The sequence below is a fragment of the Bradyrhizobium sp. NP1 genome (assembly GCF_030378205.1).
Taxonomy (GTDB): Bacteria; Pseudomonadota; Alphaproteobacteria; order Rhizobiales; family Xanthobacteraceae; genus Bradyrhizobium.
Map to the genome: position 1 here is coordinate 6,957,863 of NZ_CP127385.1, position 13,221 is coordinate 6,971,083.

Sequence of the window (13,221 nt, forward strand, 5' to 3'; positions counted from 1 at the left end):
AACCCCCGTGACCATAAGCCCTTCATGCCGCGGCGGTTCGCAGGTCTCGCGAACAGTCTTCAAGCATCTCATTTCAGACGGATTTTCAACATGACGCAGGTCGACCACACCCGCATGGCCAACGCGATCCGCGGGCTCGCGATGGACGCGGTGGAAAAGGCGAAATCCGGACACCCCGGCTTGCCGATGGGCGCGGCCGACATCGCGACCGTGCTGTTCACGCAGTTCCTGAAATACGACGCCGCCGATCCCGCCTGGCCGGACCGCGACCGCTTCGTGCTCTCGGCCGGCCACGGCTCGATGCTGCTCTATGCGCTGCTCTATCTCACCGGCAACAAGGACATGACGCTGGATGAGATCAAGCGCTTCCGCCAGGTGGATTCGCTCACCCCCGGCCACCCCGAGAACTTCCGCACCAAGGGGATCGAGACCACCACCGGGCCGCTCGGCCAGGGCATTGCGACTGCGGTCGGCATGGCGGTCGCGGAAAAGATGCTCGCCGCGGAATTTTCCAAGAAGATCGTCAGCCACCACACCTATGTGCTGTGCTCCGACGGCGACCTGATGGAAGGCGTCTCGCAGGAGGCGATCGCGCTCGCCGGCCACTGGCGGCTCAACAAGATGATCGTGCTGTACGACGACAACGGCATCTCGATCGACGGGCCGACCTCGCTCGCCGACTCGGTCGACCAGGTGAAGCGCTTCAAGTCGGCCGGCTGGGCCGCCGAGATGATCGACGGCCAGGACCAGACAGCGATCGCGGCCGCGATCACCCGCGCGCAGAAGTCGAACAAGCCGTCACTGATCGCCTGCCGCACCACGATCGGCTATGGCGCGCCGACCAAGGCCGGCACCGCGAAGGCGCATGGCGAGGCGCTGGGCGCCGAAGAACTCAAGGGCGCCAAGGAAAAGCTCGGTATATCGCTCGAGCCGTTCTCGGTGCCCGACGACGTGCTGAAGGCCTGGCGCGAGGCGGGCGCGCGGGGCGCGGAGGCACGCAAGGAATGGGAAGCGCGCTTCGACGCGCTCGGCAGCCGCAAGCGCGCCGAATTCGAGCGCAGGATTCGCCATGAGCGGCCGCAGGCGCTGGCCAAGGCGCTGCGCGCGCACAAGAAGGCGCTGCTCGCCAGCCCGCTCAACGTCGCGACCCGCAAATCCTCCGAAGCCGCGATCGAGGCGATCGCCGCGGCCATGCCGATGGAGTTCCTGGCCGGCTCCGCCGACCTCACCGGCTCCAACAACAACAAGGCGAAGACCGCGGTAAACTTCTCCGCCAAGACGCCGAAGGGCCGCTTCGTCCATTACGGCGTCCGCGAGCACGGCATGGCCGCCTGCATGAACGGCATCTTCCTGCATGGCGGCTTCGCGCCGAACGGCGCCACCTTCCTAGTGTTCACCGACTATGCGCGGCCGGCGATGCGGCTGTCCGCGCTGATGGGCAACGGCGTGGTCTATGTGATGACGCACGATTCCATAGGCCTCGGCGAAGACGGCCCGACCCACCAGCCGGTCGAGCATCTGGCCGCGCTGCGCGCCATGCCCAACATGCGCGTGTTCCGCCCCTGCGACGCGGTCGAGGTGGCGGAATGCTGGGAACTCGCGCTCAACCGCATCGACGGCCCGACCGTGCTGGCGCTGACCCGCCAGAACCTGCCGCAACTGCGCACCACCGCACCCAACGACAGCCCGTGCGCGCAGGGCGCCTATGAGCTGGTCGCGGCGGAAGGCGCGGCAAAAGTGTCGTTGTTCGCCTCGGGCTCCGAGGTCGAGATCGCGGTCAACGCACAGAAGCAGCTTGCGGAGCGCGGCATCGCGTCGCGGGTGGTCTCGGTGCCCTCGCTGGAGCTTTTGCTGGCCCAGCCGGAAGACCGCAAGAAGGCCATCATCGGCAATGCCCCGGTCAAGATCGCGATCGAGGCCGCGGTCCGCTTCGGCTGGGACGCCGTGATCGGCCCGGACGGCCTCTTCATCGGCATGCACGGCTTCGGCGAAAGCGGCCCGGCCAAGGACCTTTTCAAGCACTTCGGCATTACCGCTGAGGCTGCGGTTAACGCAGTGCTGCAGCGTTTAGGATAATGGGCTCAAGCTGTTGTGATCGACGGAAAAAGGGACTAACAAGCCCCCATATTTTTACGCATCCGCCCGGCTGAACCGGGCGAGCCGCCGTCCGCTTCTCCGCGAGGCTCCCCTCGCGGGGACGACACAGCTTTTAGAGGAGAAACGAGCATGGCAATCCGGGTCGCGATCAACGGGTTTGGCCGCATCGGCCGCAACGTGCTGCGGGCGATCGCCGAGTCCGGCCGCAAGGACATCGATGTGGTCGGCATCAACGATCTCGGTCCGGTCGAGACCAACGCCCACCTGCTCCGCTTCGACTCCGTGCATGGCCGCTTCCCCGGCACCGTGACGGTCGATGGCGACTCGATCAGCGTCGGCAACGGCAAGATCAAGGTTTCGGCCGAGCGCGATCCCACCAAGCTGCCGTGGAAGGCGCTCGGCGTCGACATCGCACTGGAGTGCACCGGCATCTTCACCGCAAAGGACAAGGCTGCCGCGCACCTGACCGCCGGCGCCAAGCGCGTGCTGGTCTCGGCGCCGGCCGACGGCGCCGATGCGACGATCGTCTACGGCGTCAACCACGACACGCTGACCAAGGATCACCTCGTCGTCTCCAACGGCTCCTGCACGACCAACTGCCTCGCGCCGGTCGCCAAGGTCTTGAACGACACTGTCGGCATCGAGACCGGCTTCATGACCACGATCCACGCCTATACCGGCGACCAGCCGACGCTGGACACGCTGCACAAGGACCTCTACCGCGGCCGTGCGGCAGCGCTGTCGATGATCCCGACCTCGACCGGCGCGGCCAAGGCGATCGGCCTCGTGCTCCCCGAGCTGAAGGGCAAGCTCGACGGCGTCGCGATCCGCGTGCCGACGCCGAACGTCTCCGTCATCGACCTCAAGATCGTCGCCAAGCGCGCAACCGACGTCAAGGAGATCAACGAGGCGATGAAGCGCGCCGCCGAGCAGCAGCTCAAGGGCGTTCTCGGCTACACCACCGCGCCCAACGTCTCGATCGACTTCAACCACGACCCGCACTCCTCGACCTTCCACATGGACCAGACCAAGGTGATGAACGGCAATCTGGTGCGCGTGCTGTCGTGGTACGACAACGAATGGGGCTTCTCCAACCGCATGGCCGACACCGCGGTCGCGATGGGGAAGGTGCTGTAAAGTATTCCGTCATGGCCGGGCCTGTCCCGGCCATCCACGTCCTGGGCGAACGAAAAGCCCCGAAGGAGGACGTGGATGCCCGCGACAAGCGCGGGCATGACGAGGGAAAACGTCCCGATGACAAAACAATTCCGCACCCTCGATGACGTCGACGTGAAGGGCAAACGCGTGCTGCTGCGCGTCGACCTCAACGTGCCCATGGAAGCCGGCCGCGTCACCGACGCGACCCGGCTCGAGCGCGTCGCCCCCACCATCACCGAAATTTCGACCAAGGGCGGCAAGGTGATCCTGCTGGCGCATTTCGGCCGGCCCAAGGGCCGCGACGCCAAGGACTCGCTGAAACCCGTGGCATCAGCGCTGTCCGGCGTGATCAAGCGGCCGGTCGCGTTCGCCGACGACTGCATCGGCGAAGTCGCGGAAACGGCCGTCGCCGCCATGAAGGACGGCGACATCCTGTGCCTGGAGAACACCCGCTTCCATAAGGAGGAAGAGAAGAACGATCCCGCCTTTGTCGCGGCGCTCGCAAAGCTCGGCGACATCTGGGTCAACGATGCGTTCTCGGCCGCGCACCGGGCGCATGCCTCGACCGAAGGCCTCGGCCACAAGCTGCCGGCCTATGCCGGGCGCACCATGCAGGCCGAACTCGAGGCGCTCTCCAAGGCGCTGGAAGCGCCGACCAAGCCCGTGATCGCGATCATCGGCGGCGCCAAGGTGTCGACCAAGATCGACCTCCTGGAGAACCTCGTCGCCAAGGTCGATGCGCTGGTGATCGGCGGCGGCATGGCCAACACCTTCCTGCATGCGCAGGGCGTCGCGATCGGCAAGTCGCTTGCGGAGAAGGATCTCGCGGCGACCGCGCTGCGCATCATGGACAAGGCGACCGCCGCCAACTGCGCCATCATCCTGCCGGTCGACGCCGTGGTCGCGTTCCATTTCGCGGCCAACTCGCCGTCGCACGCCTATGGGCTCGACGCGATCCCGCCCGAGGGCATGATCCTCGACGTCGGCCCGCAATCGACCGCGCGCATCCATGCCGCGATCGACGACGCGGCGACGCTGGTGTGGAACGGTCCGCTCGGCGCCTTCGAGATGGCGCCATTCGACCGCGGCACCGTGGTCGCGGCGCGGCACGCCGCCGAACGCACCAGGGCGAAGAAGCTGATCTCGGTCGCCGGCGGCGGCGACACTGTGGCGGCGCTGAACCAGGCCGGCGTGGCGGGCGATTTCACCTACGTCTCGACGGCGGGCGGCGCCTTCCTGGAATGGATGGAAGGGAAACCCCTGCCCGGCGTCGAAGTTTTAAAGAAGCGCTAATTCAAGGGGGCCGCGAGCCAAGCGCCCCCGAAAACATTGGAGAACGGGATGCCTCGCATCACCTTGCGTCAATTGCTCGACCACGCGGCGGAACACGATTACGGCGTGCCCGCCTTCAACATCAACAACATGGAGCAGGCGCTCTCGATCATGGACGCCGCCTCCGCGCTGGACGCGCCGGTCATCATCCAGGCCTCGCGCGGCGCGCGCGCCTATGCCAACGACGTGATGCTGCGCCACATGATGGACGCGGTCACCGAGATCTATCCGCAGATCCCGGTCTGCGTGCATCTCGACCACGGCAACGAGCCCGCGACCTGCATGACCGCGATCCAGTCCGGCTTCACCTCTGTCATGATGGACGGCTCGCTGAAGGCCGACGGCAAGACGCCCGGCGACTGGGATTACAATGTCGGCGTCACCCGCAAGGTCACCGAGATCGCGCATCTCGGCGGCATCTCGGTGGAGGGCGAGCTGGGCGTGCTCGGCTCGCTGGAAACCGGCATGGGCGACAAGGAGGACGGCCACGGCGCCGAAGGCAAGCTGTCGCACGACCAGCTCCTCACCAATCCCGACGAGGCGGTGAAGTTCGTCAAGGAGACCCAGGTCGACGCGCTCGCGATCGCGATGGGCACTTCCCACGGCGCCTACAAGTTCACCCGCAAGCCCGACGGCGACATCCTCGCCATGCATGTGATCGAGGAGATCCACCGCAAGCTGCCGAACACGCATCTGGTGATGCACGGCTCGTCCTCGGTGCCGCAGGACCTGCAGGACATCATCAACGCAAATGGCGGCAAGATGAAGCCGACCTGGGGCGTCCCGGTCAAGGAGATCCAGCGCGGCATCAAGAACGGCGTGCGCAAGATCAACATCGACACCGACAACCGCATGGCGATGACCGGCCAGATCCGCAAGGTGCTGAAGGATCATCCGGACGAATTCGATCCGCGCAAATACCTCAAGCCCGCGATGGAGGCGATGACGAAGCTCTGCAAGCAGCGCCTGCAGGAGTTCAATACCGCAGGGCAAGCCAGCAAGATCAGACGCGTGCTGACGACCGCCGAGATGGCCAAGCGTTACGCCAAGGGCGAACTTGATCCGAAGGTCGCGTAAAAGAGCCTGGCCGCCCCGCCCTGCGACGAAAGTACCTCGGCATTTGCCCGAGAACCGTCTATTTTGAGCGGCAAGGAGCGTTTTCGAGCGACGGGGGTATTTCGGGTTCACGCGCCGGAAACGCGTTGGAACAACGCCCGTCAGTTGGAGGACGCCGCCATGAATCTCGCCGATCTCAACAAAGTTGCGCTCGCCATGGTCACGCCGGGCCAGGGCATCCTTGCCGCCGACGAATCCTCAGGGACCATCAAGAAGCGCTTCGACGCCATCAAGGTGGAGTCCACCGAAGACAACCGGCGCGACTATCGCGAGCTGCTGTTCCGCTCGCAGGAGGCGATGCGCCAATATATCTCCGGCGTCATCCTCTATGACGAGACGATCTGGCAGAACGCGAAAGACGGCACGCCGCTGGTCAGGCTGATCGAGCAGGCCGGCAGCATTCCCGGCATCAAGGTCGACGAGGGCACGCAACCGCTGCCCGCCTGCCCGGGGGAGTTGATCACCGTCGGCCTCGACAAGCTCGCCGATCGCCTGAAGAAATATTACGAGCGCGGCGCGCGCTTCGCCAAATGGCGCGCGGTGATCGACATCGGCGCCGACATTCCCTCGATGACCGCGATCCACGCCAATGCGCATGCCCTGGCGCGCTATGCGGCGCTGTGCCAGGCCGCGCAAATCGTGCCGATCGTCGAGCCTGAAGTGCTGATGGACGGCGACCACGACATCGACCGCTGCGTCGAGGTGACGAGCCGCGTGCTCAACAAGACCTTCCAGGAGCTGCGCATCCAGCGCGTCGCGCTGGAAGGCATGGTGCTGAAGCCCAACATGGCCGTGTCTGGCAAGAAATGCGCACGGCAGGCCCCGGTCGCGGAGGTCGCGGAAAAGACCGTGCAGATGCTCAAGCGCTGCGTGCCCGCAGCGGTGCCCGGCATCGCCTTCCTGTCCGGCGGGCAGTCGGACGAGGAAGCGACCGCGCATCTCGACGCCATGAACCGGCTCGGGCCGCTGCCGTGGCGGCTCACCTTCTCCTATGGCCGCGCGCTGCAGGCGGCGCCGCAGAAGGCCTGGGGCGGCAGATCCGAGAACGTCGCCGCCGCGCAGGCTGCCTTCGCCCACCGCGCGCGCATGAACGCGCTGGCGAGCAAGGGCCAGTGGGAAAGCGGCCTGGAAAAGAAGGCGGCCTAGTTCCGCCGGTTTGAAGTTCGCAAATGAGGTGCGGCCGTGACTGACGAACTTCGGAAAGCGGGGTACTAGGATTGGCAAGCAAATCTGCTCCGCCGCGGCCCGTGCCGCGGCTCTATCTCGCGACGCCTGCGGTCGACGATCCCGCTCCGCTGCGCGCGAGCCTGCCTTCGATGCTGGCGGCGGCCGATGTCGCCGCGGTGCTGCTGCGGCTGAAAGAAACCGACCATCGCGGCATGATCGCCTGCGCCAAGGCGCTCGCGCCTTCGGTGCAGGAGGCGGGCGCCGCGCTCCTGATCGACGGCCATGCCGAGCTCGTGGCGCGCTCCGGCGCTGATGGCGCCCATCTCACCGGCATCGCCGCGCTCGAGGACGCGCTGCCGAGCCTGAAGCCCGACCGCATCGCCGGTGTCGGCGGGCTTGCGACGCGGCACGATTCCATGACCGCGGGCGAACGCGGCGCCGATTACGTGCTGTTCGGCGAACCGGATGCAAGCGGCAGGCGGCCGTCGCAAGAAGCCGTGATCGAGCGCCTTGGATGGTGGGCCGAATTGTTCGAGCCGCCCTGCGTCGCCTTTGCCGCCTCGCTCGACGAGGCGCAGGCCTTTGCCGCCGCCGGCGCCGATTTCGTGCTGGTCTCCGATTTCATCTGGGCCGATTCGCGCGGCGCGGCCACCGCGATTGCGCAGGCCCAGGACGCGATCCGGCAGGGCTACGAGGCCGCGAGACTGGCCGCGGCCGCCGACGCGCAGAGCCGGCCATGAAACCGGCACGGCCGATCATCGTGCTGGCGGGTGCGCTGCTGCTTGCCGCGAGCGCGCAGGCGCAGACGGCGATCACACCGCCGGCGGCCGAGAAGCCTGCGGAAAGCAAGCCGACCAAGACGGAAACCCGGCACAAGCCGTTCGCGACGAAGAAGACCGCCGGCCCGGCGGCTCCGGCCGCGCCCAAGCCTTCGCCCTCTCCGGCTTCGCCCACGCCGCCCGCATCGCCTGTGCCCGACAATCCCAATGTCGATCTGGTCTACGGCGCCTATCAGCGCGGCCAGTACAAGACCGCGCTCGATCTCGCCGCCGCGCGCGCGCAGACAGGCGACACCAAGGCGATGACCATGCTGGGCGAGCTCTACGCCAACGCGCTGGGCGTCAAGCGCGACTATGCCAAGGCGATCGACTGGTACAAGCGCGCATCCGACGGCGGCGACCGCGAGGCGATGTTCGCGCTCGCCATGATGCGCCTCGCCGGCCGCGGCGGCCCTGTCGACCGCGACGCCGCGGTCAGGCTGCTCGCTTCCGCGGCCAAGCTCGGCGAGCCCAAGGCCGCCTATAACCTCGCGCTGCTCTATATCGACGGGCAGACGCTGCCGCAGGATCTCAAGCGCGCGGCGGAACTGCTCCGCGTCGCCGCCGACGCCGGCAACCCGGAGGCGCAATATGCGCTGGCGACCTTCTACAAGGAAGGCACTGGCGTCGAGAAGGACCCCGAAAAGGCGGTGCGGCTGTTGCAGGCGGCTTCCCTCGCCGACAATGTCGATGCCGAGGTCGAATATGCCATCGCGCTGTTCAACGGCACCGGCACGCCGAAGAACCAGGCGGCCGCCGTGGCGCTGTTGCGCAAGGCCGCCCGCCAGAACTCGCCAATCGCGCAAAACCGCCTCGCCCGCGTGCTGATCTACGGCATGGGAGCGCCGGTCGACAAGATCGAGGGCCTGAAATGGCATCTGGTCGCCAAGACCGCCGGCAAAGGCGACCCGGAGCTTGACGAGGAGTTCGCAAAACTCACGCCGGCCGAACGCGCCAAGGTCGACGAGAGCGCCCGGCACTGGCTGGGGACGAAATGAGCGTAGCGGCTTTCCGATGTCCGGGAGCCACCGCTCTCGAACTTCGGAAAGCGACCGAGCCTCTCGGCGACTGTGCAGATCCAATTCGCGGCACATCCGCGATCGACACAGCCGCGCAGCCTCCAATCTTCAGATCAGACATCCGGTTTCCTTGGCGACACGACGTTCGCGGGCGTGGCCTCGCGCGCGGGGTCCGGGCCAGCCTGGACCATGCCGTCGTCTCTTACGAAGAGTTCGGTGCGTGGGTCGATGGCGAGGCGCTCAAACAGCGCCTGCAGCTCGGGCCGAAGTCCGTCGCCGCACAGCGCGGCGATCGAGTGGAATTTTCGCATGATGTGCTCCCTCGTGTTCGAAGCACGGTAAGAGCTTCGCGCCAGCGAGCCACCCGGTTTCCGGGGCAACCATAGCTCGAGCAGAATCCGGCACCGACGGAAAGCGGGTGGCGCAAAGCATGTCGCGCTTGTTTGCTGCGCGCATCGTGACGCGACTGGTTCTGCCTCTCGCGAAATTCGGCAACAAGCCAACGGAGACGATCTGATGTCACAGGACAACAAGGATGTCGTAAGGCGGTGGTTCAAGGATTTCTGGGGAAACCCGTGGAATCCGAGAATCGTGAACGAGCTCGCGACGTCGGACATACTCATGCACTACCCGATGCATGAACCAAAGAAAGGGCGCGCGGCCGTCACTAATTTCATGACGGAGTTTCGCAACGCCTTTCCCGATCTGAATTTCCGGGCTGTCGGCGATCTCATCGCGGAAGGCGACTATGTGGTAGGCCGCTGGGAAGGTGGCGGCACCCACACCGGTCCGGCCTTCAGTGACTTCCGCATGGGCTCGATCCCCGCTGCATCGGGTCGAAAGATGATATTTGCGGGAACAACCGTTCTGCGCGTGGAGCAAGGGCGGATTGCCGAGGAGTTGGGACAAGAGGATGCGTTGAGCGCCATGCTGCAGCTCGGCCTCATTCGCCTGCCCGAATCGGACGTGCCTGCGGCGAGGCCCGGCGGAGAGCTGCCTTCTGGATGGAATAATATGTCGGGATTTCCGAAGGCTGGCCGCTGAAACGCGCGGCCTGCATTCGTCCCCGCGGAATGGGGCACTTTGCAAATGTCCGGATCGAGGACCACGCCAACAGAGGTTGCCGGTTGAGCCAGACATTCGCTCCGCCGGGGCCTTGACGTGGCGGTCGCCACAGGGCACCCGTGACCCCTCGCCCCGCCCCCGCCTCTCCGAGGAAGGGGGTCCATCCTTGGTCAAAAGCAGATTTGCCGAGCCCATGCTGCACTCAGCCCTCATCAACGTCATGGTCAAGGCCGCGCGCCGCGCCGGCCGCGGCCTCAAGCGCGACCTCGGCGAGATCGAGCATTTGCAGGTGTCGCTGAAGGGACCGGCCAATTTCGTCTCGCTCGCCGACAAGCGCGCCGAGGAGATGCTCTATGAGGATCTCGCCAAGGCACGGCCCGGCTATGGTTTCATCGGCGAGGAAGGCGGCACGCGCGAGGGTTCCGACAAGTCGCACACCTGGATCGTCGATCCGCTCGACGGCACCACCAACTTCCTGCACGGCATTCCGCAATTTGCGATCTCGATTGCGCTCAAGCGCGACGACACCGTCATCGCGGGCGTGATCTACAATCCCGCCAATGACGAGCTCTACATCGCCGAGCGCGGCAAGGGCGCGTTCCTCAACGACCAGCGGCTGCGGGTCGCCGGCCGCCGCCAGCTCAATGAATGCGTGGTCGCCTGTGGCCTGCCGCATATCGGCCGCGGCGACCATGCGCTGTTCCGCACCGAGATGACCGAGATCCAGAACCGCGTCGCGGGCCTGCGCCGGTTCGGCGCCGCCTCGCTCGATCTCGCCTTCGTCGCCGCAGGCCGGCTCGACGGCTATTGGGAGCGCAATCTGCAGGCCTGGGACATCGCGGCGGGCCAGATCATGGTGCGCGAATCCGGCGGCATCGTTTCAGGCCTCGAGGGCCACGACAACGCGCTGACCACGGGCAACGTCGTTTGCGGCAACGAATATGTCCACGGCGAACTGCTGAAGATCTTGAAGGCGGTCGGCTAGGCTGAGCGCATGCGCTCGATCAGGCCGTGGATGTCTCCGAGCACGTAGAGATCGCGCACCTTGCCGCCGTCGAACGTGAAGATCGGCATGCCGGTCCACCAGACGTGACGGCCGCTCGGCGCGACCCCGAACATCTCCTGACGATGGTAGCCGTGAAAGCGCATCTTTCCGCTGACGCGATTGCCTTCCTCGATCAGCACCAGCATGTCCGTGGTGTAGGTGCCAAAGGTGGTTGTGACCAGGTCCACGTAGCCGGCGAACTGGCTGTGCCCGACCAGCGAAGGACCCAGCGAGCCGCGAAAGGTGAAGTCGGCGTGGAAAATGGAGGGAATCAGGCTTTTGTCCGCATGGTCCCACATCTCCTTGTAGAACACGCGCACGAGCTCCTTTTGGGGCGAAAGGACGACGCCGTCCAGATTCAGTGCGGGCTCATCCATCGGGAGCGTTCCTTGCGTGGAGATCGAGTCGCATTGAAAGCCGAAGCCTGACGCGCCGGCAAGCCCGGGGACGACAGGTACCGTGGTTGGCGGGCTCTTTCATTTCTCCGTGTCACCTTTTGACCCATAAGACATGCCGCAATGCGCTGCGACGGCGACACACGGCTCAGGTGCGAAGCCTTGATCTAGATCAACATGATTGCCGTTGGCGGAAAGTTCTTTTCGCTCAGTGACACCGCTCGCGCCCTATTCCCACTTGGCGGCGGCGAATCGTCAACGTCAGGAGTAGCGGTACATGCTTGACCGCCGCCGGGGTCGGCATAGCTCGGTCGGATCATCACGCCAGTTAGTTCAGCATGCCCAAGCAAGTGGGAGAGTTGTGCCATGCCGAAGCGCTCCTCCATAGGCAAGCGTCGGAGCAAAGCCTTACCCGCCTTAGGGTTTGCTGGCATGTCTCTCTCGATGGCAAGCGGTGCTTGCGCCTCAACCAGCGAAGCGTCGGCGAATACATCACCGCCCTCGCAGAAGCACGAAATCCTTCTTGGTGAGGAGGAAATCTCCGACGTCAGCTTGGCGACGTTCTATGTCTTCGACAAGGAAAATGCTGGACCACCACCGCTCTTCCGAAAACCAAGGCTGGCCGTCGGAGGCGGCGCCGGCTGTGCCTGTAGCTTCGCCTGTGCCTACTGGCCGCAACCTCCGCAGCCTCCGAAGGCAACGCAGCCGACACAGCATCGAAAGAAGAAGCCTCCGCACCGCACGAACTAAATGGCGTCCGGCACAGCCGCCTCAGCCAAGCTTTACGCGACAGGCTTACAACGTCCTAGAGCCCTCACCGTCTTGCCGACCCGCCGGGAGGATTTGCCGGAGGGTTCATCCGCAAACCCCGCCCTGCAAGTGGAAGAAGCACCAGAAAAAAGTCTGAATTGCTTCGTCGCTTTCGCTCCTCGCAATGACGGCCGAGTCAGTGATCGCACCTAAATCATCATGCCTTAGGGCGATCCGGTCGCGCTACCCCGGCCGTCGCAGCGGTCGCGGCAACAGCGGCTGCCCGATCGGGCATTCGAGCGCCGCGCGATCCCACCTGCCGAGGTCGGCCGCGGCCTGGTAGGTGCTTTGCAGGAAAGCCATCAGCGTCGATTCCGGTTCGCCTGATGTCCGCACCACGTCATACGGCAGCAGGAACTCGCCGAGCTTCTGATCGAAATGTGCGCCCGCGGGCGCGATCTTCGCGTCGGCAAAACCCTGAGGGCTGGGATAGGCGTAGGAATAGAACGCCGGAAAGTCGGTCCCGCCGCCGCCGGGCCAGAAGCCGGCCGACGACACCTCGTCACTATAGGCTTCGCGCGTCACGTCGTCAGGCAGACCCGGAACGCCACCCGCGTGAAGCGGGGCCGGACGCCCCGAGAAGCGCGTCACCGCGAGATCGAAGCTGCCCCAGAACAGATGGACGGGACTGACCTTTCCGGTGAAGCCGGTCCGAAACCGATAGAAGACGCGGTCGATCAAGACGAGCGCTTCAAAGAAACGCGTCACGGCCGCGGCATCGTAGGGCCTCGTCTGCCGATCGTCCGCAAACGGAATCGGGTCGGCGACCTCGTTGGGCCGGCCGTCGAATTCCGGCGTGCCGCCGAGCCGTCCGACCAGTTCACGGAACCGGGTGTAAAACTCCGCGACCGACATCGGCCCGAGCGGGATTTCAGCCCTGCGCCCTCCGGCTGTCTCTCCGATCACCAAATGGTTGATCAGATCGAAAATGATCTCGATCCCTGGCCCGTCCGGAATCAGCGAGGTCGTCAGTCCGCGTGCATTGACGTAGAAGGTCGCGTGCCACGAATGATTGACCCACGGCGTTCGCGCCAGCCGGTACTTGCCGACGATCTGACAATACAGATGAAGCGCGGAACAGGTTTCGCGCCATGGCGTGTACGGGATGTCGGGCCAGATCGCGCTCATTGCCAAACTCCCTGAGGCTACGGAGGCGCCATCCTACAATGGCCCGCCCATTGACGTAAGCCGTGGTTGGC

General features: G+C 65.4%; 12 protein-coding genes. 9 read left to right on the forward strand and 3 right to left on the reverse strand.

Annotation, left to right across the window (positions count from 1 at the left end; all coding sequences use genetic code 11):
- Positions 1-90: 90 nt before the first annotated feature.
- From tkt to QOU61_RS33700, 7 genes are all read left to right on the forward strand, one after another.
- Positions 91-2,076: a transketolase gene (tkt, locus tag QOU61_RS33670; protein WP_289655474.1), complete on the forward strand. Its 1,986-nt coding sequence runs from the start codon at positions 91-93 to the stop codon at positions 2,074-2,076.
- Between the two features lie 150 nt (positions 2,077-2,226).
- The gene (gene gap / locus QOU61_RS33675) at positions 2,227-3,234 is read left to right on the forward strand and encodes a type I glyceraldehyde-3-phosphate dehydrogenase (protein WP_289655475.1); all 1,008 of its coding nucleotides are present in this window, start codon (positions 2,227-2,229) and stop codon (positions 3,232-3,234) included.
- 117 nt (positions 3,235-3,351) lie between these two features.
- Positions 3,352-4,548, forward strand: a complete 1,197-nt coding sequence (locus tag QOU61_RS33680; protein WP_289655476.1) for a phosphoglycerate kinase — start codon at positions 3,352-3,354, stop codon at positions 4,546-4,548.
- A gap of 48 nt (positions 4,549-4,596) precedes the next feature.
- Positions 4,597-5,664 carry a class II fructose-bisphosphate aldolase gene (gene fba / locus QOU61_RS33685; protein ID WP_289655477.1) on the forward strand — a complete coding sequence of 356 codons (1,068 nt, stop codon included), beginning with the start codon at positions 4,597-4,599 and terminating at the stop codon, positions 5,662-5,664.
- A 159-nt stretch (positions 5,665-5,823) separates the two neighbouring features.
- Complete coding sequence (locus QOU61_RS33690; RefSeq protein ID WP_289655478.1) at positions 5,824-6,849, forward strand: class I fructose-bisphosphate aldolase; 1,026 nt, start codon at positions 5,824-5,826, stop codon at positions 6,847-6,849.
- 71 nt (positions 6,850-6,920) lie between these two features.
- On the forward strand, positions 6,921-7,610 hold the full coding sequence (locus tag QOU61_RS33695; RefSeq protein ID WP_289655479.1) for a thiamine phosphate synthase: 690 nt from the start codon (positions 6,921-6,923) through the stop codon (positions 7,608-7,610).
- Positions 7,607-8,686, forward strand: coding sequence for a tetratricopeptide repeat protein (locus QOU61_RS33700; RefSeq protein ID WP_289655480.1), 1,080 nt, complete (start codon positions 7,607-7,609; stop codon positions 8,684-8,686). The genes QOU61_RS33695 and QOU61_RS33700 overlap by 4 nt, the downstream gene beginning before the upstream one ends.
- A 134-nt stretch (positions 8,687-8,820) precedes the next feature.
- Here QOU61_RS33700 and QOU61_RS33705 read toward each other — a convergent pair whose 3' ends face one another.
- Entirely contained in the window at positions 8,821-9,018 is a 198-nt protein-coding gene (locus tag QOU61_RS33705) for a hypothetical protein (protein WP_289655481.1), read from the reverse strand.
- A gap of 205 nt (positions 9,019-9,223) precedes the next feature.
- Here QOU61_RS33705 and QOU61_RS33710 point away from each other — a divergent pair, with 205 nt between their 5' ends.
- Positions 9,224-9,751, forward strand: a complete 528-nt coding sequence (locus tag QOU61_RS33710; RefSeq protein WP_354142493.1) for an ester cyclase — start codon at positions 9,224-9,226, stop codon at positions 9,749-9,751.
- A gap of 214 nt (positions 9,752-9,965) precedes the next feature.
- Positions 9,966-10,757 (forward strand): inositol monophosphatase family protein, encoded by a 792-nt coding sequence (locus QOU61_RS33715; protein WP_289655482.1) that lies wholly within the window; start codon positions 9,966-9,968, stop codon positions 10,755-10,757.
- On the opposite strand, the gene QOU61_RS33720 is transcribed toward QOU61_RS33715, so the two are convergent.
- Both QOU61_RS33720 and QOU61_RS33725 read right to left on the reverse strand, forming a co-directional pair.
- The gene (locus QOU61_RS33720; protein ID WP_289655483.1) at positions 10,754-11,194 is read right to left on the reverse strand and encodes an ester cyclase; all 441 of its coding nucleotides are present in this window, start codon (positions 11,192-11,194) and stop codon (positions 10,754-10,756) included. The two genes, QOU61_RS33715 and QOU61_RS33720, sit on opposite strands and share 4 nt — an antisense overlap.
- A 1,011-nt stretch (positions 11,195-12,205) precedes the next feature.
- Positions 12,206-13,150, reverse strand: coding sequence for a DUF5996 family protein (locus QOU61_RS33725; RefSeq protein ID WP_289655484.1), 945 nt, complete (start codon positions 13,148-13,150; stop codon positions 12,206-12,208).
- Between the last annotated feature and the right edge of the window lie 71 nt (positions 13,151-13,221).